Genomic DNA, 20,761 nt, shown 5'->3' with positions numbered 1-20,761 from the left:
GGCATGGACGGTGGTGCGGGCGTTACTGTGCACGCGAGGACCTCCGTGCGTCGGAACGGGTGCGTCAGACACACCCACTCCGCCCGGAGGTCCTCCCATCTACAACCCGACACGCCGTCAACAACCTGCTTGGCTACTGCACTTAGCGCGCGTCGGCCGGCACGCCCTCAGCGGTGGGAGATGACGCGCATCGCGTGGCGTCGCGCCGGGCCTTCCAGGCGTGCTCGAGCGGACTCGAACAGTTCCACCGCCCGGGTGCCGCTCCACTTGCGCGGCAGCACCTCCGGCGGCAGGCCCGGGTCGAGGTAGGGCAGTCGCCGCCAGTCGGTCAGGACGCGGACGTAGGCCACGAACGCCTCCCGCTCCGACACCTCGCCGCCGGAGTCCGACGAGTACGCGGCGCAGAAATCGGCGTACAGGCGGTCCAGCGCGTCCAGGTCCCACCACTGGCGCACCTTGTCCGCCAGGTCCGGCATCGCCGAGAGGTAGTCGGCGCGGAACAGGTTCACGTAGTCGCGCAGCCCCAGGCGGGTCAGCCGCTCGGCGACCTCCTCGTACACGTGCGCGGGCGCGATCCACACGCCCGGTGCGGCCGTGCCGAAGCCCAGCTTGGTCAACTGGGTGCGCAGGACGTGCCGCTTCTGCCGCTCGGACTCCGGGATGGAGAACACCGCGAGCAGCCACCCGTCGGCCATCGACGCCCGCACCCGCTCGAAGATCCGGTAGTCGCCCTCGCGCAGGATCTCCTGCGCCTGCGCGGTCAGCGCGTACCCGGCGATGCCGTCCACCGCCCGCGGGTCCAGGATGCCGCGCCGCTTGAGCCGCGACACCGACGACCGGACCGCGGGCTCGTCCACGCCCAGCTCGGCCAGCAGCCGCACCAGCGACCCCACCGCGAGCCACCCGCCGCTGGGCCGCGCGTACAGCCCGTACAGCGTCACGATCAGCTGCCGCGGCTGCGTGCCCCGGCCCGGGGCCGCGTCGAGGGCCGGTTCGTCCAGGTCGAGCATCGTCACGCGCACACCTTAACCCGCTCGCGTGGCATGTCGTGTCATTGACTGCCGTCACAAGACCGCCATACGATGTGCCGACCTTCCGTCACGCGGCCAAGCGAGGTGCAGCGCGATGCGGCTCTCACCCTCCGCCCACCGGGACACCTTCTGCCGGGACAACCTCCCGCCCGCGCACCTCTGGCCCGACCTGCGCCCGTTGGACCACCCGGAACGCCTCAACTGCGCCGAGGTCCTGCTCGACCGGACTGCGCGACGCCTCGGCCCCGACCGGCCGTGCCTGCTCGGCGGCGGCCAGCGCTGGACCTACGGCGACGTGCGGGAGCGCGTCAACCGGCTCGCCCACGTCCTCACCGACCACTTCGGCCTGGTGCCGGGCAACCGGGTCCTGCTGCGCGGCCCCAACACGCCGTGGCTCGCGGTCTGCTGGCTCGCCGTCGTCAAAGCGGGCGGTGTCGTCGTGGCCACCATGCCCCTGTTACGCACCGGCGAACTGCAAACCGTCTGCGACACCGCGAAGCCGTTCCTGGCGCTGTGCGACGACCGGTTCACCGAGGCCCTCGAACCGTTGCGCGACAACCTGACCGTCGTCGGCCAGGACGAACTCGACAGGCTCTGCGCCGCCGCCCCGACCGATTACACCGCCGTGGACACCGCCGCCGACGACGTGGTCCTGCTCGGCTTCACCTCAGGCACCACCGGCCGCCCCAAGGCCACCATGCACTTCCACCGCGACGTGCTGGCCATCGCCGACACCTTCTCCGCCCACATCGTCCGCCCCCGCCCGGACGACCTGTTCACCGGCACCCCGCCGCTGGCGTTCACCTTCGGGCTCGGCGGCCTGCTGGTGTTCCCGCTGCGTGCCGGCGCGGCCCCCCTCCTGCTCGAACGCCAGACCCCGGTCGAACTCGCCGAGACCGCCCACGCCAACGGCGTCACGGTCCTGTTCACCGCGCCGACCGTCTACCGCGCGATCCTCGCCGCCGGCAAGGCCGACCTGCTGCGCGGCGTCCGCCGGTGCGTCTCGGCCGGGGAGGCGCTGCCCGCCCAGGTCTCCGAGGACTTCCACGCCGCCACCGGCACCCGCATCATCGACGGCATCGGCGCGACCGAGATGCTGCACGTGTTCATCTCCGCCGCCGACGACGAGGTCCGGCCCGGCGCGACCGGCAGGGTCGTGCCCGGCTACGAAGCCGCCGTGCTGGACGAGCACGGCCACCCGGCGCCCGACGGCGTCGCCGGCCGCCTGGCCGTGCGCGGCCCCACGGGCTGCCGCTACCTGGCCGACGAACGCCAGGCCGCCTACGTCCACAACGGCTGGAACATCACCGGCGACACCTACGTCCGCGACGCCGACGGCTACTTCTGGTACCAGGCCCGCAACGACGACATGATCATCTCCGCGGGCTACAACATCGCCGGCCCCGAGGTCGAGGCCGCGTTGAGCCGCCACCCCCGCGTCGTGGACTGCGGCGTGGTCGCGGCCCCCGACGCCGAGCGCGGCTGGATCGTCAAGGCCTACGTGATCGCCGACGGCGTGACGGCCGCCGACCTCCAGGACTTCGTCAAGGCCACCATCGCGCCCTACAAGTACCCGCGGGCGGTCGAGTTCGTCACCGCCCTGCCGCGCACGGACACGGGGAAGCTGCAACGGTTCCGGCTGCGCGAGTGGGCGGCGGCCGGCACGCCGGTGGACGTGCTCAGTCCTGCCACGGACCGGTCAACGGCCGGCCGCCGACCGGTCCCGGGGTCACCCGGGCGCCGTTGACGTGCAGGGAGAACACGTCGAACCGGTTGTAGTGGCCGATGATGTCGTGCATCTGCTTAGGCTGGATGCACCGGGCCAGGTCGATCTCCCCGTACACCACCCCTTCGTCGTCGATCAGCGGCTGCACCACCGGCCGCCCGTCGGGCCCGAATATCCCGGACAACGCGCTGCGCGGCCGGGCCAGCAACTCCCGCGCCACGGGGTCGTCACCGGCGACGGCGTCCACGATCGCCGGGGAGATGGTCGAGCACGACACGACCGAGAACAGCTTGCCCTCGAACGCGTGCGCGGCGGTGCGGATCGCGATGGCCTCCGCCATGTCGTAGTCGGCCGGCGCGACCGGCAGGGCGATGTAGTTCGCCACGTGCACCAGCTCGCCCTGCGCCAGCAGCGCGAACCGGGCGAGGGTGTTGGTGTTCTCGCCGCACGCCAGCACACCCAGCGGACCCACGGGCGTCCGGTGGACGCGCAACGAGCTGCCGTCACCGCCGGTCCAGGTCAGCTTCTCCGCCCAGGTCGGGACGAGTTTGCGGTGCGCGCCCAGCACCGTGCCGTCCGGGCCGATGACCAGCACCGTGTTGTAGAGGACGCCCAGGCTGTGCTTGCCGCGCTCGTTCACCCCGATGACGACGGTCGTGCCGGTGGCCGCGGCGGCGGCGCGCAGGGTGTCCACGTGCGGGCCCGGCACGTCGATCGCCGCCCGGTAGAGCCGCTCGTACCAGGGCGACCCGGCCACCGGGTTCATCGTCCAGTTCCAGTACGGGTAGCCGGGCACGAACACCTCGGGGAACGCGACCAGCGACGCGCCGTTGGCGGCGGCCTCCCGGATCAGCGACACCGCCTTCTGCACGGTCTTCGCCGCGTCCAGGTACTCCGGCGCGGTCTGCACGGCCGCCGCGGTGAACCTCGGGAACTCGTCCATCACGCCCTCCTGGCGGGCCGTTCGGGTTCGTGCCGGACAACGGTCTCGCCGGCGGCGTAGACGCGGGGCCACCGCGCGCCGGGACCGGTGTAGCCGAGCGCGGCGGCGGCGTGCAGCGTCCAGGCCGGGTCGTGCACGTGCGCGCGGCCGATGCCGACCAGGTCCGCCCGACCGGCCAGGATGATCGAGGCCGCGTCGTCCCACGTCGAGATCGCGCCCACGGCGAGGGTCGGGACGCCCGCCTCGGCGCGGATGCGTTCGGCGAACGGCGTCTGGAAGCTGCGCCCGTACGCGGGTTGCTGCTCGGGCACGACCTCGCCGCTGGACACGTCCACCACGTCCACCCCGTGCTCGGCGAACGCGCGGGCGATCTCGACGGCGTCCTCCAGCGTGGTCCCGCCGGGTGCCCAGTCTGTAGCGGAGATCCGGGCCAGCAACGGTCCGTGCCAGTGCGTTCTGACGGTGTCGAGCACGGCCAGCGGGAAGCGGAGGCGGCGGGTCAGCGGCCCGCCGAACGCGTCGGTGCGGTGGTTGGTGAGCGGGGAGAGGAACGTGGAGAGCAGGAACCCGTGTCCGGCTTGGACTTCGAGCACGTCGAACCCGGCTTCGGCGGCTCGGCGGGCGGCTTGGGCGAACTGGTCGGCGATCACGTCGAGGTCGTCCGGCGTCAGTTCGCGGGGGACGGGCAGCGAGCCGTAGGGGACGGGGGAGGGACCGACCGGGGTGGGCCCCCGGCGGCCGGAGTGGTTGAGCTGCACGCCGATCCGCGCGTCGGTGTGGGTGTGGACGGCGTCGGTGATGCGCCGCCACGCCCGGACCTGCGCGTCGGTGTGGAGGCCGGGGCAGGACGGTGTCGTGCGGCCGTGCGGGCTGACGGCGGTCATGCCGGTCAGCACCAGTCCGGCCCCGCCGAGCGCTTTGCCGGTCAGGTGCAGCAGTTCCGCGTCGCCCGGGACGCCGTCGGTCGCGCTGTCGGTGGCGATGGGCGCGGCCACGACCCGGTTCGCCAGCTCGACGCCGCGCAGCCGCAGGGGTTGGAACAGCGGCGGGCGGGTGTCCGGGCCGCCGCAGTGCCGGGCGAACCAGGCGTCGGCGGCGGCGGTGTAGGCCGGGTCGCGGCGGCGCAGGTTGTCGTAGGTGACCCGGCGGCTGCGGGTGAGCAGGTTGAACGCGAACTGCTCGGGCTCCTGGCCGATCGACTGGCCGATGCGTTCGAACCACTCCAGGCTGGCTTGCGCGGCGCGTTGGGTGGACTCCACGACCGGTCGGCGCTCGCGTTCGTAGCGGTCGGGGTCGGGCAGGGCGTCGGCGAGCGCGACCGCGTCCTCCATGGCGAGCTTGGTGCCCGAGCCGATGGAGAAGTGGGCGGTGTGAGCGGCGTCGCCGAGCAGGACGACGTTGCCGTGCCGCCAGGTCCCGTTGCGCACGGTGGTGAACCGCAGCCAGCGGGAGTTGTTGGTGAACAGCCGGTAGCCGAGCAGGTCGGCGCAGCGGGCGACGCTGTCCTCGTCGCTCGCGCCGGGCGGGAGGTCGGGGTCGGCGAACCCGGCGCGGCGCCACGTGTCCTCGGGGACCTCCACGATGAACGTGCTGCGGTCGGCGCTGTAGGGGTAGGCGTGGACCTGCACCGGGCCGAAGTCGGTCTCGGCGATGAGGAAGGTGAAGGCGTCGAAGACGTGGTCGGTGGCCAGCCACATGTACCGGCAGCGGCGGACGTCCAGGGCGGGGCGGAAGACGTCGGCGTGCGCGGCGCGGGTGGCGGAGTTGACGCCGTCGGCGGCCACGACCAGGTCGTGGTGCGTGGCGAGGTCGGCGGCCGGGGGTGCGGTGGTGCCGTGGCGGACCTCGACGCCGAGGTCGGCGCAGCGCTTCTGGAGGATCTCCAGCAGGCGTTTCCGCGAGATGGCCGCGAAGCCGTGGCCGCCGGAGGTCTGGACGGTGCCCCGGTAGTGGATGTCGATGTCGCTCCACCGGGCGAACTCGGCTTCCATGGCGGCGAACACGGCCGGGTCGGCGCGGGCGATGCCGTCGAGGGTGTCGTCGGAGAAGACCACGCCGAAGCCGAACGTGTCGTCGGCGGCGTTGCGCTCCCAGACCGTGATGCGGCGGGCGGGGTCGCGTTCCTTGGCCAGGGCGGCGAAGTACAGGCCACCGGGCCCGCCGCCGATCACCGCGACCTTCATGACGGCCCCAGGGCGGCGCGCACGTGCGGCGGCCACGGGCTCGCGTTCTCGTCGTCCGGTTCGGCGTGGGCGATGACCACGTGTCCCTGTGCGGCCAGTCCTTGCGGGCCGTGGACTTCGAAGGCGTAGCGCAGGGAGGTGCGGCCGATCGCGGCGACCCAGAGCCGGGTGCGGACGGTCTCGCCGAACCGCAGTCGGGCGCGGTAGTCGACTTCGTGGCGGACTCGGGGCGTGCGGCCGAACAGCCAGTCCAGGCCGTGGGTGCGCATTAGTTCGGCTTCGGCGGCCTCGACCCAGCGAAGCACGGCTGAGTGGTGCTGATGGCCGGCGGCGTCGGTGTCGTGCCACTCGACCACCCGCTCGATCGTGACCTCGGGCGCGTCGGCCATGGAGACCCCTCCCTTGACAGGTTCGACGCTATAGCGGTTCGATGACGACCGTCAAGAACGCGTATTACGGCAGGAGCTGCCATGACGCTCAACGACGACGTACTGGGGCGGGCCCGGGTCACCGACAACGAGGAGCTGAAGGCCTTCTACGCGGAGTTGGAGACCCACGAGGCCGGCGCGCTGTGGACCGTGGCCAACGACATCGAGCCCTGGTACCCGCAGCCGAAGTCCGTGCCGACCCTGTGGCGCTACGCCGACCTGCGCCCGCTGGTGCTGCGCTCCCTCGACCTGGTCACCGGCGACGACGCCGGCCGCCGCGTGGTGATGCTGACCAACCCCGAGCGCAAGGACGTCTCCGCCGCCGTGGGCCTGCTCTACACCGGGTTGCAGGTCATGGGGCCGGGGGAATCCATGACCGCGCACCGCCACCAGGCCTCCGCGCTGCGGTTCGTGGTCGAGGGGCAGGGCGCGTGGACGATCGTGGACGGCCAGAAGCTCAAGGTCGGCCCGGGTGACTTCGCCATCACGCCCAACTGGACGTGGCACGAGCACGGCAACGAGTCCGCCGAGGGCCCGTGCATCTGGCAGGACGGGCTGGACATCCCGCTGGTCAACGCGTTCGACGCGAACTTCTACGAAGTCCACCCGAACGTGTACCAGGAGCCGGGCAAGGTGGAGAACTGGTCGCTGCTGACCTACGGCGCGGGCCAGTTGCGGCCCTACGGGTTCGGCGACACGTGGACCAAGCCGTACTCGCCGCTGCTGGCCTACCCGTGGGAGCCGACCTACGAGGCGCTGCGCAACGCGGCGAAGGCGATCGACGGGTCGCCCTACGACGGCGTGATCATGGAGTACAGCAACCCGTTGACCGGCGGGTCGGTCATGCCGACGATGAGCGCCCACATGCAGTTGCTGCGCCCCGGCGAGGCGACGCTCGCGCACCGGCACACCGGGTCCGTGGTCTACAACGTCGCCAAGGGCAGCGGGCACTCGGTCATCGCCGGGCGGCGGTTCGACTGGACGCGAGGGGACATCTTCTGCGTGCCGTCGTGGGCGTGGCACGAGCACGCCAACGGCAGCGACTCCGACGACGCGTGCCTGTTCTCGTTCAACGACTTCCCGGTGATGCGGGCGCTCGCGTTCTGGCGCGAGGAGGCCTACCCGGACAACGACGGCCACCAGCCGGTCTAGAGGAGAGCCATGCTCCTGGTCACGTACTCGACCGACGGCGGGCCGCGCCGGGTCGGGGAACTGCGCGGTGACACCGTGGTGGACACCGGGTTCTCGTCCCCGCTCGACGTCACGGCCCCGGTGGACGGCCCGGCGCTGCCGTTGAGCGCGGTGACGCTGCACGCCCCGTTCCGGCCGGGCAAGATCATCGGCGTCGGCCTGAACTACACCGAGCACGTGGCCGAGTCCGCCCGCGCCCTGGACACCGACCGCGAGCTGCCGCAGCGGCCGGTGCTGTTCAGCAAGCCCGCCACGGCGGTCATCGGTCCCGGGGAACCGATCCTGCACAACGCGTCGCTGACGTCGCAGTTGGACTGGGAGTGCGAGCTGGCGGTGGTCATCGGGCGCGTCGCGCGGCGGGTGTCGGTCGAGGACGCGCTGGACCACGTGTTCGGGTACAGCATCGTCAACGACATCAGCGCCCGTGACCAACGGCGGTCCGGGCAGTGGTTCTACTCCAAGGGCCAGGACTCCTACGCGCCGTTCGGCCCGGCTGTGCTGACCGCCGACGCGGTGCCGGACCCGCACGACCTGGACCTGTCGTTGCGGGTCAACGGCGAGGTGAAGCAGAAGTCGAACACGCGCTACATGCTGTTCACGATCCCGGAGCTGATCGCCGACATCACCGCCGGCATGACGCTGGAGCCCGGTGACGTGATCGCGACCGGGTCGCCCGCGGGGGTGGGCGCGAGCTTCACGCCGCAGCAGTTCCTGTGGCCGGGTGACGTGGTCGAGGCCTCGGTGGCGGGGATCGGGACGCTGCGCAACCCGGTGGTGGACGCGCGATGAGGACGTTCCGGGTGGGGCAGATCGTGCCGAGTTCGAACGTGACGATGGAGGTGGAGGTCCCGGCGCTGTTCCGGGCGCGGGAGGCGGTCGAGCCGGAGCGCTTCACGTTCCATTCGAGCCGGATGCGGATGACGCGGGTGGTCGAGGCGGAGTTGGCGGCGATGGACGCGGACTCCTCCCGTTGCGCGGTCGAGCTTTCCGACGCGCGGGTGGACGTGCTCGGGTACGCGTGCCTGGTGGCGATCATGTGCATGGGGCCGGGCTACCACCGCGAGTCGGAGGCGGCGCTGTCGGCCCTGACCGCGCCCGCTCCGGTGGTGACCAGCGCCGGGGCGCTGGTGGCGGGGCTGGGAGTGATGGGGGCGCGGCGGGTGGCGTTGATCGCGCCCTACCTGCGGCCGTTGACCGAGACGGTGGTGGCGTACCTGCGGTCGGAGGGGGTGGAGGTCGTGGACTACCGGGCGTTGGAGATTCCGGACAACCTGGCGGTGGCGGCCCACGACCCGGCGGCCCTGGTGTCCATCGCGCGGTCGCTGGATCACGCTTCGGCGGACGCGATCGTGTTGTCGGCGTGCGTGCAGATGCCGTCGCTGGCGGCGATCGAGGTGGTGGAGAAGGAGTTGGGCAAGCCGGTGCTGTCCGCCGCCGTCGCCACGGCGCACCAGATGATGCGGGCGCTGGGCCTGCGGGCGGTGGCACCGGGCGCGGGCACGCTCCTGTCCGGGCGGTACGCGTAGACGCACACGCATGCGGCGGCGACGCGTGCGCATGGATCACTGGGGTTCGAACCGGTTGGCTGGACGGCGACACCAACCACAGGGGAGGACCGCAGATGTCGGTGATGGACGCAGCCCAGCGCGAAGAGTTCCTGGCCGGGGTGCACGTCGGGGTCATGGCCATCGCCCGGACCGAAGGGCCGCCGCTGGCCGTGCCCGTCTGGTACCACTACGAGCCCGGCGGGGAGGTGCTCGTGCAGACCCACCCGGAGGCCGTGAAGTACCGGCTCGCCACGGCCGCCGGCGGGTTCAGCCTCGCCGCCCAGGTCGACACCCCGCCCTACCGGTACGTCAGCGTGTCCGGGCCGTTGACCGGGGTCGTGGAGGACACGCCGTGGGCCGAGGTGGACGCGCTGGCCCGCCGGTACTTCGGGGACGGCGCCGACGAGTACCTCAAGACCCTGGAGGGGCAGCGGATCGCGACCCTGCGGATGCGGCCCGAACGGTGGTACTCCGCCGATTACAGTTGAGCCGCGTGATCACCGAAGTGGACGCCGACCGGCTCGCCGCGAAGTTCGCCGAGCACGTCGCTTGTCGTGGGTCGTCCGCGAGCCGCAGCGAGTTTAAATCAGTCGCTTGACTTAACTCTGTGGAGGTGGCTGACTACGGACAGCGGCACACCGACCCGGAGGAGGGCTGTCCCGTGGGACACGACGAGGTGCTCGACTACCCCCTGCCCAACCCCACGGCGCTGGAGCCGCCGGTCGAGTGGGAGCGGCTGCGGCAGGGGTGCCCGGTGGCCCCGATCCGGCTGCCCAGCGGCGACCGGGCCGTGGTGCTGACCCGGTACGCCGACGTCAAGCAGGTGCTCGCCGACCCGCGCTTCACCCGCCGGCTCAACGCGCCCGACGCCGCCCGCGTCGCCGACAGCGAGTCCGGCGGCGTGTTCAACAACGACCTCGCCGCCGCGATCCCCGATGGCGGGCCGGAGCACCAGCGGTGGCGGCAGCTGGTGGGCAAGTGGTTCACGGTCAAGCGGTTGAACTCGCTGCGGCCCGCGATCGAGGCGATGGCGGACCAGCTCGTGGACGACATGGTCGCCCAAGGCGCGCCCGCCGACCTCAAGGCCTCGGTCGGTTTCCCGTTGCCGGTGTGGGTGATCTGCGAGCTGCTCGGCGTGCCGGACTCCGACCGCGACCGGTTCTCGCACTGGTCGGACGCGATGCTCAACCTCACCCGCTACACCGAGGACGAGATCCGCACCGCGCAGGCCGAGTTCATCACCTACATGGTCGCCCACGTCGAGGCCAAGCGCGCCGAACCGCGCGACGACCTGCTCAGCGCCCTGATCACCGACGGCACGCTGTCGCCGCAAGCCCTGCTGGCCACCGGCCTGGGCCTGCTCGTCGCGGGTCACGAGACCACGGCGAACATGATCGGCAAGATGGTCGGCATGCTGCTGTCGGACCGGTCGCGGTGGGAGCAGTTGCTCGCCGACCCGTCGCTGGTGCGCACGGCGGTGGAGGAGTCGCTGCGGTTCGACGCCAACCCCGGCGTCGGTCTGCCCCGCTACATCACCGAGGACACCGAGATCGGCGGCGAGGTCGTGCCGCGCGGCACCACCGTGATGTGCAGCATGGGCGCGGCCAACCGGGACGAGTCGGCGTTCGACCGGGCGGCCGAGATGGACCTGACCCGCAGCCCCAACCCGCACCTGGCGTTCGGCTCGGGCGCGCACTCCTGCCTCGGGCAGGCGTTGGCCCGCACGGAACTCCAGGTGACGCTGGAAGTCCTGCTGCGCCGGCTGCCGGACCTGCGGCTCGCGGTGGAGCCAGCGGAGCTGAACCGGGTAGAGGGGCTGGTGGTCGGGGGGCTGCGCGCAGTGCCGGTACGGTGGTGACCGTGGTGACCGACGTCGGCAGGACCCCCAGGGCGGAGCAGGTCGGCGCCACCCGGCGGCAGATCCTGGACACCGCGGAGCGGCTGTTCGCCGAGCACGGGCTCCACGCGGTGTCCAACCGGCAGATCAGCGCCGCCGCCGGGCAGGGGAACAACACCGCCGTCGGTTACCACTTCGGCGCCAAGGCGGACCTGGTGCGCGCGATCGTGCGTCGGCACGTCGAGCCGATGGAGGCGCTGCGGCTGGAGATGGTCGCCGCCGCCGAGGGCGCGGACGACGTGCGCGAGTGGATCTCGTGCCTGGTCCGGCCGGTCACCGCGCACCTGGCGGCGCTGGGCGAGCGCACCTGGTTCGCCCGCTTCGCCGCGCAGGTCATGACCGACCCGGCGTCGCGGGCGATCATCGTCGAGGAGGCGCTGGCCACGCCGTCGCTGCGGGAGGTCGTCGCGGGCCTGGCGCGGTGCCTGCCCGACCTGCCCGCGGACGTCCGCGCCGAGCGGGCGGACATGGTGCGCACCCTGATGGTCCACGTGTGCGCGGAGCGGGAGCGGGCGGTGGCCGACGGCACCGCCATCCCGGGCGCGGGCTGGGACGAGACCGCGACCGGCCTGGTCGACGCGATCACCGGGCTGTTGCTGGCCCCGGTGTCCCGCCGCTGACCCCGTCTGAACGGACTGTCACGACCCGATCACGTGTAGTGTTAAGTCAGTTGATTGACCGGTGTGCGCTTGGGGCTGGGGAGCGATGAGCGGCAGGGCGGTGGGCTCACCCGGGACGCGGGAGCTGGCGGAGGCGGAGCGCCTGGTGGCCGAGCGCGGGGTGGACGCGGTGCGGCCCAGCGCGGAGCTGGTGCGCGCGGTCGTGCGGCGGCACACCGGGCCGATGGAGCGAGCACGGGCGCGGATGCTCGCCGAGGTCGGCGGCAGCGACGATGTGTGGGACTGGGTGGCGTGCCTGGTGCGGCCGTGGACCGACCACCTGGCCGCGCTGGGCAGCCCCACCTGGATCGCCCGGTTCGGCGCGCGGGTCGTGGCGGACCCGGCGCTGCGCCAGGTGCTGTTGGACGAAGCGCTGGACGCCGAGCCCGTGCGGCGCGTGGTGGAGGGGCTCAACCGGTGCCTGCCCGCGCTGCCGGTGCCGGTCTACCTGGAACGCGGCGCGATGACCCGCCACCTCGTGCTGCACATGTGCGCGGAACGCGAACGCGCGCTGGCCGTGCGGGCGCCGACCGCGCGGGCGTCGTGGGACGACACGGCCGCCGGGTTGATCTCGGCGATCGTCGGCCTGTGGCTCGCGCCGGTCAGCACGGCCGGCGCGTGAGGAGAGGAGTCGGGGTGGAAGTCTTCGTGGACGAGGGCAAGTGCTGCGGCGCGGGCGCGTGCGTCATGGCCGCGCCGGAGGTGTTCGACCAGCGCGACGCGGACGGCGTGGTGGTGCTGCTGGACGCCGAGCCGGCCGAGCACCTGCACGCGGCGGTCCGCGAGGCGGTCTCGGTGTGCCCGGCGGGCGCGATCGGCCTGCGGTGACCCCGGACCCGGTGGGTTCGGGCGCTGTGGGTTCGGTTGTCGTGGTGGGTGCGTCGGCGGCGGGGCTTTCCACGGCGGAGGCGTTGCGGCGCAAGGGGTTCACCGGCGAGCTGACCCTCCTCGGGGCCGAGCCGCACCCGCCCTACGACCGGCCGCCGCTGTCCAAGCAGGTCCTCGCGGGCACGTGGGAGCCGGACCGGACGCGGCTGCGCGACGTGGACGCCCGGCTGGTGCTGGGCGACCCCGCGGTGGCGCTGGACGTGCCCGGCCGCGCCGTGCGCACCGCTAGCGGCCTCGACCTGGCCGGCGACGCCGTCGTGCTGGCCACCGGGGTGCGGCCCCGGCGGCTGCCCGAGCAGGACCGGCTGGCCGGCGTGCACGTGCTGCGCACCCTGGACGACTCGCTGGCCCTGCGCGCGGACCTGCTGGGCGCGTCCCGGCTGGTGGTGGTCGGCGACGGCGTCCTGGGCGCGGAGACCGCCGCCACCGCACGGGGTCTGGGCCTGGACGTCACGCTGGTCGGCCCGCTGCGGGCACCGCTGGAACCGCAACTCGGGCCGCACGCGGCGGACGTGCTCGCCGGCCTGCACACCGCGCACGGCGTGCGGCTGGTCCGCGCCGCGGTCAACGGCCTGACCGGCGACGACCGGGTGCGCGGCGTGCTGCTCGCGACCGGCGGGGAACTGCCCGCCGACGTGGTCGTGGTCGCGCTGGGCGCGCTGCCCAACACCGAGTGGCTCGCCGACAGCGGCTTGGCGCTGGACAACGGGGTCGTGTGCGACGCGTGCTGCCGGGCCGCCGAGGGCGTCTACGCGGTCGGCGACGTGGCCCGCTGGCACCACGACCGGCTGGGCCGCATCCGGCTGGAGAACCGCACCAACGCCACCGAGCAGGCCGCCGCCGTGGCCGACAACATCCTGGGCGCGGACCGCGCGTACGCGCCGGTGCCGTTCTTCTGGACCGACCAGTTCGACGCGCGGATCCACCTGCACGGCGTGCCGACCGGCGAGGCCGAGGTGGTGGACGGCGACGTGGAGGCGCGCCGGTTCGTCACCGTGCACCACCGCGACGGCGTGCCCGTGGGCGTGCTGGGCTGGAACATGCCCAAGCAGGCCCGCCAACTCCGCGCCCGCCTGCTGGGGTGACCGTGCCGGTCAGCCCGCCCGGCGCGGCGGTGACCGTGCCGGTCAGCGCCGCCCGGCGCGGGCCAGGTCCTGCAACTCGGCGGTGCACATCATGAACCGGCCGGTCGGCAGGTGCCGCATGTAGTGGGCCAGGTCCGCGCCGAGGGCGAACACGTGCACCGGGGTGCCGGTCTCCAGGCCGGACTCGACGGCGTGGCGCAGGCCGGCCAGCACCGCCGGGTGCCGGGTCTGGTAGACCGACGCGACCAGGTGGTTGCCCCGGTCGGCGGCCAGGTAGAACTGGATGAGGTCCTTGGTGCCCACGAAGATCTCGCTCGCCCCGGCCGCGCAGAACTCGCCCGTGTGGTGCACGGCGGCGGGCGTCTCCACGAACACCGACAGCGGGGTGTCCCCGCCCAGGTCGAGGTGGCGGCGCAGGCGCAGGAACTCGTCCGGGTCGTTGATGAACGGCACCGCGAAGCTCAACCGGTCCGCGTCCTGGCCCAGGCGTTCGGCCACGTGCGCGCGCAGCGCGCGGAACGCGTGCGGGTACAGCGGTTCCTCGACCAGCCAGCGCGCCCCGTGGTTGCCCATCTCGGGGTTGGGCTCGTCGTCCACGGCCACGCCGGTGGTGATCCGGGCGGCGTCGTCGGAGCGCAGGTCGAGCAGCCGCATGATCACGCGCTGGCCGGGCAGCAGCTCCTTGACCATCGAGCACAGCTCCGCGGCGATGGCCGCGCCGTACCGCTCGGCCTCCTCGACGCCGCCGCGCAGCGCGTCCAGCGGGCTCAACCCCGCCGACAGGCACACGAACTCCTCGCGGATGAAGTACGAGTCCACCTGCTCGACGCGCGGGGCGACGGCGTTGGTGGACTGAATGTCGGTGGCGTCCGCGACGACGACGCACACCGACTCCAGGTCCTCGATGGCCACGGCGGGCGGTTCGGGCAGCGCCGCCAGGCCCTCCGCGTCACCGAGGACCACCGATTGCCGGTCGATGCGCAGGGTGACCTCGCCGTCGATCCCGGCCAGCTCCTCCGGCGGCACGCGCAGCACGGGGATGCCCCGCGACCGGCACAGCGACTGCATGTGACCGGTGCGCCCGCCGCGGGCGCAGATCACCGCGGCCGAGGAGACGATCGTGTCGTACAGGTCCGGGCCGAGCGTCTCGACCACCAGCACCGACCCGTCGCCGCGGCGGCCGGAGCGGTTGCACGTGCCGCGCACGCTCGTGGCGGGCGTGCCGACCAGCAACACCCCGGGAACCTCGCGTGGACCCACCTGTCGTCCCCCATTCGATCGGCTCCTCCGCCAAGATCAGGCTGGCAGCCGGTCGGCGGACGCCGCATCTTCACGGCTGCCCGATGGGTCACCCCCCAACCCGAGCAGCGCGCGCAGCTCACGCGGCGTCACGGACAGGTCGTTGAGCTTCTCGGTGGCGGCGGCGTTCACCGCGCGGCGCAAGGCCCGCTCCGGCACGCCCGCGCGCCGCAACGCCCCCATGCACGTCTCCACCTGCTCGGCGAACGCCTCGCGCTCGTGGCGGGTGCGGGCGGCCATCCGGCGGACCTCCAGCATCACCGACCGCTGGAACGCCGCCGGGTCGGGGACCTCCACCTCCGCCTGGTCGTAGCACGACTCCAACCGGCGCAGCACCGCCGCCGCGACGCCGACGGAGTGGTTCTTGATCGCCGCGAGGTTGAAGGTGAACGCGCCCGTGCGGCCGTTGCGCACGATCTCGTCGCCCTCGCGCGGGCTGCCGATGACCGACAGGGGACCGGCGGGCCGGCCGTCCGCGCCGAGCAGGGTGCCGTCCCCGTCCACCTCGACCCCGCGCCCGGTCCGGGCGTGCGGCACCGCGAAGCCCTTGCGCAGCAACGTGGACCACAGCGCCGAGTCCACCCGCGCGTAGTCCGACTCGCGGCCGAAGTTGGAGATCACCAGGTCCGCCTCGATGGTCTTCGGCGTCGCGCCCGACACCGACACCGCGAGCCGACCGCCGGCGTCCTCGATGCGCTCGACCTTGCCGGTGGTCACCGCGATCCGGCCGTCGCGCATCGCCTCGTCCACGATCTCGGTGGTGTAGGCGACGGCGCTGACCCGCAGGGTGGCCAGCAGGCTGCCGTAGCTGTCCAGCAGGGCCCGCAGGTCCGCCGACGGGACGCGGCGCAGGATCTCCGGCAGGTACGGCTCCCACGACTTGGACACCCGCTCGGTGACCACGACCGGCGAGACGTCCGGGTGGTCACGCGCCACCGCCGCGCACGCCCGTGCCCACTCGGCCTGGAACCGCCGCACGAGCGCCTCACGCCCCTCGTACCGGTCGGCGCGCAGCTCGGGCGGCGGCAGGGTGAGGACGCGGTGGCGGTGGTCGGTCGGGTAGGTGCGCAGGGTCAGCCCGGACCGGGAGATCATGTGGATGCGTCCGGTGTGGCCTCGGCGCAGCAGCAGCGCGGCGGAGTCGTACGCGCTGAGCAGCGTGCCCACCACGGCGACCTCGGCGTCCGGCGGGAGCGCCAGGAGTTGCTCGATCCCGTGGTGCGAGTAGGGGTCCCGCACGAACGCGGGGTGGTCCAGGACGGCGTCGGCGAACACCGGGCGCCGCTTCTCCAGACCGGTGGCGACCACGACGTGGTCGGCGGTCAGGACGGTGCGCTTCTCGTTGGGATGCAAGGAGAAGCCCTCGATCGTCACCGCTAATCGGTCGCCCTCGGGCTCGACGTCGACCACCTCGCCGTCGGCCTGCGCCAGGGACGTGCCGGGCGGCGCCTCGCGGACCGCGGCGGCGAGCCGGTCGGCCAGGTAGTCCGGGTAGATCCGGCGCGGCGCGGGCCCGGACTCGGTGAACACGTGCTCGCGCCACGGGTCCGGCCAGTCGGCGCGGTCGGCCTCGTGGTTGGCCCAGGCGACGAAGTCGTCCACGTCCTCGCGGAACACGGCCATGCGGCCGGCCTGGATGTTGAACACGTGGTGCCAGTGGTTGCCCGCCCGGTGGTAGGCGACACCGGCGTTGCGGTACTCCGGGCGGCGTTCGACGAGCACCACCCGCAGCGGCTCGCGGGCGAACTGGAGCAGGCGCAGGGCGGTCGCGGTCCCGCCCAACCCCGCTCCGACGACGACGACCGTGCGGTCGGAGGATCCCACCAGGCAACCCCGTTCCCCAGTACCCACCGGATGATTTTGTGACGATGTTACCGATGGAGGGGCGTTTCAAGAACCACTCGGCGCGAGACTTCTTCGCGAGGTGTCGCGCTCAGCTCCCGCACCGCCTGGCCCAGGGTGTCCACCCGGGGCAGTTGCAGGGTCGGCACGCCCGCGCACCAGAACGGACCGCCGTCGCCCGGCCACGTCCGCCCGTCCGGCGACCGGTCGTCCGGGACGAACGGCCGCAGCACCCCCGGCTCCGCGCCGGCCCGGACCAGGGCGCGGCGGGCGCAGTCGAGCACCGCCCGGTGCGCGGTGGCGAAGCACGGCCCGTCCACGCTCACCGCGGCGCTGAGGCGGGGCACCACGTCGTCGCGGTGCTCGGCCAGGAACGCCGGCACGCCCCACACCTCCTCGGTCGCCAGCCGGCCCGTGGTGAGCAGGACCAGCACGCCCGCGGTCAGCTCCGCCCGCGCCAGTTCCGCCACCGCGGCCAGCACGGAGTCGTTGTCCGCCAACGCGTCCGGGCCGTCCGTGGCGGACTGGAGCGCGACCAGGTCGAGGGTGGAGCCGGGGACCAGGGCGACCAGGTTGCGGGTGGTGACCACGTCGATGTCGGCCTCCAGCACCACCGTCACCTCCTCGCCCTCGCGCAGCCCGTGGTCGGGGCCGACGAACACCGCCGGGATGCCGCGGTGGCGGCCGTCGCGCAGCAGGAACGTGTCCGGCTCGTCCACCACCAGCACCGCCCCGACCGCGCCCGCGGTCTCGAACCGCGCCAGCGCGTCCCGGATCTCCTCCTGCGCCAGCGACGGGTCCGGGACCGGGTCACCGTCCCAGTCGAGGACGTTCCGCTCGGTCGAGGGGATGCGGGCCAGGCCGACGACCCCGGCCCGCGCGCGGCTCGACAACAGACCGGTCACGCCTTCCGGACCGGTCCGCGCCGTGTACGCCACCGGGACCGCCGGACCGAAGGGGCGCAGCTCGCAGCGGCGCGGGGTCCAGCGGCGCATCGGGATGGACTCCTCGCGCACCCGCGGGACTCCGGCGGCGACCAGGCGGCGGGCCAGGTCGTCCACGTGGGCCACGTGCTCCGGCGAACCGGTGGCGACGGTCATCGGCGGCACCCTCCGTTCGTGCTCGGTCACCCCCCGTCGTACTCGCTCCGCGCCCGGGGTGCGCGCGGAGATCGGGGGAACGCGGCGTTGGTGCCCGCCGCCGCGACCCCACATAATCGTGAGCCGCCCCGGCGGCCGGTCCGGGTCATGCGGGAGGACCGCCTTGTCGTACCGCTCCTGGATGCGCTACTTCACGCCGTCGCCGGCGCACCGCCGGCTCGGCCTGGTGTGCCTGGGGGTCGGGATGCAGCGCGGCGTGCTGCCGGTCGTCGGGCCGCGCGTGCTGGACCACCACGTCGCCGTGGTCGTCGTGGAGGGCAAGGGCTGGTTCGCCGGTGCGGACGGGGTCCGGCACGACGTGGTCGGTCCGGTGCTGCTGTGGCTGTCCCCGGGCCGCGAGCACCACTACGGGCCCGCCGAGGACGGCGGCTGGGAGGAGCTGTTCGTCGACTTCGAGGGCCCGGCCGTGGAGGCGTACGTCGAACTCGGGTACGTGACCCCGGACGACCCGGTCGTGCCGCTCAACGACGTGGACCAGGTGCGGGTGATCGTCGGCCGGGTGGTCCGGGCGGCGCGCGGCGGCAGCCCGCTGGCCCAGGTCGAGGCCGCGGCGGCGGTGCACGACCTGCTGGTGGAGCTGCGGCGGGTGCGCAGCGACCGGACGCCGTCGGGCGAATCGCTGCTGGACCGGCTCGCCGAGGACGCGCTGCTGCCGGTCGGGGTCGCCCAGGTCGCCGCCCGGCGCGGCATGACCGTGGGCGAGCTGCGCGCGGCCGTGCGGCGCAGCACCGGTTCGGGCCTGAAGGAGTACCTGCTGGCGGTGCGGCTCAACCGCGCCAAGGAGCTGCTGGCCACCACCGCCCTGCCCGTGCACGGCATCGCCGCCGCCGTCGGCTACGACGACGCCGCCTACTTCAGCCGGCTGTTCACCCGGCGGGTGGGCGTCGCGCCGCTGCGGTTCCGCGAGCAGCGGTTCCGGGCCGTGCCCGGCGGGTGGAGCGACCGCGTCCCCGACCACGACAACCCGCCGCTGGTCTCCGGCGACCGGCCGGAGGAGCCCCGCCCGGACTGACTCCGGCTGGAATTGTCGCGCCGGCGGTTGGACTTTCGCGCGCGACCGGTGCGCGCCGGCCGGACCGCTGCGCACACTCCCGGACCGTGGACTGGAAGAAGAACGGCTGATGACGCCGCGCCGCGACTCGCTGACCCTCCGGATGTCGGGGGTCGGCCCGACCAACCCGCTGCCGCCGCTGGCCGGCCTGCTCGACCCGCCCTACCGGCTGGACTTCTCCGACGTGCCGCCGCACATCGCCGCCGGCGCGGCGTACGGCGGGGTGCGGACGGTGTTCCCGTACCTGCTGCAAGACGGTTATCGGCGGGTGCCGCGGCCGTCCACCGTGGACGCGGTGGTGCTGGAGAACTCCCGTGTGCGTGCGACCTTCCTGCCCGGGCTGGGCGGACGGCTGTGGTCGCTGGTCGCCGACGGGCGCGAGCTGCTGTTCCAGCCGGAGGTGCTGCAACCGGCGAACCTGGGGCTGCGCGGGGCGTGGTTCGCGGGCGGGGTGGAGTGGAACATCGGCACCCGCGGGCACTGCCCGTTCACCTGCGACCCGCTGCACACGGCCGTCGTCACCCGCCCTGATGGCACGCGGGTGCTGCGGATGTGGGAGTACGAGCGGATGCGCGGCGTGGTCTTCCAGGTCGACGCCTGGCTGCCGCCGGACTCGCCGGTCCTGCTGGTCGGGGTGCGCATCCGCAACCCGAGGGCCGAGACCGTGCCGATGTACTGGTGGTCCAACGCGGCCGTGCCGCAGACGCCGGACACGGTGGTGCGCGCGCCGGCGGACACGGCGTTCCTGGCCTCCTACACCGGCCGCGTCGAGCGGGTGCCGGCGCGGGACCTGGCGCCGGGGCGGGAGGCCAAGGCCGTGGACTACTTCTACGAGGTGCCCGACGAGGTCGCGCAGCCGTGGGTGGAGTCGGTCGGCGGGCTGGTGCAGGCGTCCACGGGTCGGTTGCGCGGGCGGAAGCTGTTCTGCTGGGGCGAGACCGTGGGCGGGCGGCACTGGCGGGAGTGGTTGGGCGGCGGGGCGTACTGCGAGATCCAGGCCGGGTTGGCGACGACCCAATACGAGCACCTGCCGTTGCCCGGGGGTGCGCGGTGGACGTGGGTGGAGTCCTACGGTCCCGTGCGGCCCGGTGACCTGGGTGGGGCGTTGGCGGCGTTCGAGGAGACCGCCGACCTGCCGGTGGGGGAGGTGGTGCAGTCGGGCAGCGGGTGGGGCGCGTTGGAGGACCGCGTGAGCCCCGGGATCTCGACGCCCGCGACCCCGTTCACCGCGACGGGTCCGGAGCAGGCGCCGTGGGTGGCGTTGCTGGACGCCGGTTCCCTGCCGGTCGGCGACCCCGGGTCGTACGTGGTGGGGGAGCACTGGCGCAAGCTGCTGGAGTCCTCCCCGCAGAACTGGGCGACCGCCTATCACCTGGGCGTGATGGCCCACGCCGAAGGTGATGTCGAGGCGGCTCGCGTGCACTACCTGGCGTCGTTGGCGCACCGGGACACGTCGTGGGCGCTGCGGGCGTTGGGTGTGCTGGACGGTTCGGCGGACCTGCTGGTGGCCGCGCACGCCGCCGACCCGTATCGGTGGCAGTTGGCGGTGGAGGCGGTGTCGGCGTTGCTGTCGTCGGGGCGCGCGGCGGAGGCGTTGGCGTTCGTGGACGCGGTGCCGGAGTCGGTGCGGTCGCACGGCCGGATCAGGTTGGCCGAGGTGCGCGCGGCGCTGGCGGCGGGCGCGCGAGACCGCGCGGCGGCGGTGCTGCGGGCGGGGTTCGACGTGGACGACCTGCGGGAGGGCGAGGTGAGCCTGGACGCGCTGTGGCGCGAGGCCTGCCCCGACGAACCCCTGCCCGCCCGCTACGACTTCCGCATGAAACCGGCGTGA

Annotated in this window: 19 protein-coding genes; 12 read left to right on the top strand and 7 right to left on the bottom strand. The window is 73.4% G+C overall.

What is annotated here, in order from left to right; all coding sequences use genetic code 11:
* Positions 1-167: 167 nt before the first annotated feature.
* Positions 168-1,010 carry a PaaX family transcriptional regulator gene (locus tag ABD126_RS10895; RefSeq protein WP_343933637.1) on the bottom strand — a complete coding sequence of 281 codons (843 nt, stop codon included), beginning with the start codon at positions 1,008-1,010 and terminating at the stop codon, positions 168-170.
* 115 nt (positions 1,011-1,125) lie between these two features.
* Between ABD126_RS10895 and ABD126_RS10890 the strand changes: the two genes are divergently transcribed.
* Positions 1,126-2,778, top strand: coding sequence for an AMP-binding protein (locus ABD126_RS10890; RefSeq protein WP_343933612.1), 1,653 nt, complete (start codon positions 1,126-1,128; stop codon positions 2,776-2,778).
* On the opposite strand, the gene ABD126_RS10885 is transcribed toward ABD126_RS10890, so the two are convergent.
* From ABD126_RS10885 to ABD126_RS10875, 3 genes are read right to left on the bottom strand one after another with little or no spacing between them, the layout of a single operon-like run.
* The gene (locus ABD126_RS10885) at positions 2,711-3,700 is read right to left on the bottom strand and encodes a carbon-nitrogen hydrolase family protein (RefSeq protein WP_343933611.1); all 990 of its coding nucleotides are present in this window, start codon (positions 3,698-3,700) and stop codon (positions 2,711-2,713) included. The genes ABD126_RS10890 and ABD126_RS10885 overlap by 68 nt on opposite strands.
* Complete coding sequence (locus ABD126_RS10880; protein ID WP_343933610.1) at positions 3,700-5,883, bottom strand: oxidoreductase; 2,184 nt, start codon at positions 5,881-5,883, stop codon at positions 3,700-3,702. The genes ABD126_RS10885 and ABD126_RS10880 overlap by 1 nt, the downstream gene beginning before the upstream one ends.
* Entirely contained in the window at positions 5,880-6,272 is a 393-nt protein-coding gene (locus tag ABD126_RS10875; RefSeq protein ID WP_343933609.1) for an acyl-CoA thioesterase, read from the bottom strand. The genes ABD126_RS10880 and ABD126_RS10875 overlap by 4 nt, the downstream gene beginning before the upstream one ends.
* Positions 6,273-6,353: 81 nt before the next feature.
* On the opposite strand from ABD126_RS10875, the gene ABD126_RS10870 reads away from it, so the two are divergent.
* The 9 genes from ABD126_RS10870 (at position 6,354) to ABD126_RS10830 (ending at position 13,578) form a co-directional block, all read left to right on the top strand.
* The gene (locus tag ABD126_RS10870; RefSeq protein ID WP_343933608.1) at positions 6,354-7,463 is read left to right on the top strand and encodes a cupin domain-containing protein; all 1,110 of its coding nucleotides are present in this window, start codon (positions 6,354-6,356) and stop codon (positions 7,461-7,463) included.
* Positions 7,464-7,472: 9 nt separating this feature from the next.
* The gene (locus tag ABD126_RS10865) at positions 7,473-8,291 is read left to right on the top strand and encodes a fumarylacetoacetate hydrolase family protein (RefSeq protein ID WP_343933607.1); all 819 of its coding nucleotides are present in this window, start codon (positions 7,473-7,475) and stop codon (positions 8,289-8,291) included.
* The gene (locus ABD126_RS10860; protein ID WP_343933606.1) at positions 8,288-9,028 is read left to right on the top strand and encodes a maleate cis-trans isomerase family protein; all 741 of its coding nucleotides are present in this window, start codon (positions 8,288-8,290) and stop codon (positions 9,026-9,028) included. Before ABD126_RS10865 ends, ABD126_RS10860 begins: the two co-directional genes overlap by 4 nt.
* Before the next feature lie 95 nt (positions 9,029-9,123).
* Complete coding sequence (locus ABD126_RS10855; protein WP_343933605.1) at positions 9,124-9,537, top strand: pyridoxamine 5'-phosphate oxidase family protein; 414 nt, start codon at positions 9,124-9,126, stop codon at positions 9,535-9,537.
* Between the two features lie 173 nt (positions 9,538-9,710).
* Entirely contained in the window at positions 9,711-10,907 is a 1,197-nt protein-coding gene (locus ABD126_RS10850) for a cytochrome P450 (protein ID WP_343933636.1), read from the top strand.
* Positions 10,901-11,566: a TetR/AcrR family transcriptional regulator gene (locus tag ABD126_RS10845; RefSeq protein WP_425542780.1), complete on the top strand. Its 666-nt coding sequence runs from the start codon at positions 10,901-10,903 to the stop codon at positions 11,564-11,566. The genes ABD126_RS10850 and ABD126_RS10845 overlap by 7 nt, the downstream gene beginning before the upstream one ends.
* Positions 11,567-11,651: 85 nt before the next feature.
* On the top strand, positions 11,652-12,227 hold the full coding sequence (locus ABD126_RS10840; RefSeq protein WP_343933603.1) for a TetR family transcriptional regulator: 576 nt from the start codon (positions 11,652-11,654) through the stop codon (positions 12,225-12,227).
* A 14-nt stretch (positions 12,228-12,241) separates the two neighbouring features.
* Entirely contained in the window at positions 12,242-12,433 is a 192-nt protein-coding gene (locus ABD126_RS10835; RefSeq protein WP_343933602.1) for a ferredoxin, read from the top strand.
* Between the two features lie 26 nt (positions 12,434-12,459).
* A complete protein-coding gene (locus ABD126_RS10830) occupies positions 12,460-13,578 on the top strand; it encodes an NAD(P)/FAD-dependent oxidoreductase (RefSeq protein ID WP_343933601.1) in 1,119 nt (372 codons plus the stop codon).
* A gap of 42 nt (positions 13,579-13,620) precedes the next feature.
* Here the strand turns inward: ABD126_RS10830 and ABD126_RS10825 are convergent, their stop codons facing one another.
* Genes ABD126_RS10825 through ABD126_RS10815 form a run of 3 tightly spaced genes read right to left on the bottom strand, consistent with a single transcriptional unit; the run spans position 13,621 to position 17,819 of the window.
* Positions 13,621-14,838 carry a putative PEP-binding protein gene (locus ABD126_RS10825; RefSeq protein WP_343933600.1) on the bottom strand — a complete coding sequence of 406 codons (1,218 nt, stop codon included), beginning with the start codon at positions 14,836-14,838 and terminating at the stop codon, positions 13,621-13,623.
* A gap of 36 nt (positions 14,839-14,874) precedes the next feature.
* Positions 14,875-16,701, bottom strand: coding sequence for an FAD/NAD(P)-binding protein (locus tag ABD126_RS10820; protein WP_343933599.1), 1,827 nt, complete (start codon positions 16,699-16,701; stop codon positions 14,875-14,877).
* A 47-nt stretch (positions 16,702-16,748) separates the two neighbouring features.
* Positions 16,749-17,819: a hypothetical protein gene (locus ABD126_RS10815; RefSeq protein WP_343933598.1), complete on the bottom strand. Its 1,071-nt coding sequence runs from the start codon at positions 17,817-17,819 to the stop codon at positions 16,749-16,751.
* Positions 17,820-18,000: 181 nt separating this feature from the next.
* Here ABD126_RS10815 and ABD126_RS10810 point away from each other — a divergent pair, with 181 nt between their 5' ends.
* Positions 18,001-18,891 (top strand): helix-turn-helix domain-containing protein, encoded by an 891-nt coding sequence (locus ABD126_RS10810; RefSeq protein ID WP_343933597.1) that lies wholly within the window; start codon positions 18,001-18,003, stop codon positions 18,889-18,891.
* 109 nt (positions 18,892-19,000) lie between these two features.
* Complete coding sequence (locus ABD126_RS10805; RefSeq protein WP_343933596.1) at positions 19,001-20,761, top strand: DUF5107 domain-containing protein; 1,761 nt, start codon at positions 19,001-19,003, stop codon at positions 20,759-20,761.

The sequence above is a fragment of the Saccharothrix mutabilis subsp. mutabilis genome (genome assembly GCF_039521145.1).
Classification (GTDB): domain Bacteria; phylum Actinomycetota; class Actinomycetes; order Mycobacteriales; family Pseudonocardiaceae; genus Actinosynnema; species Actinosynnema mutabilis.
Note: the sequence above shows the minus strand (reverse complement) of the source record. Positions and strands in the feature narration are given on the sequence as shown.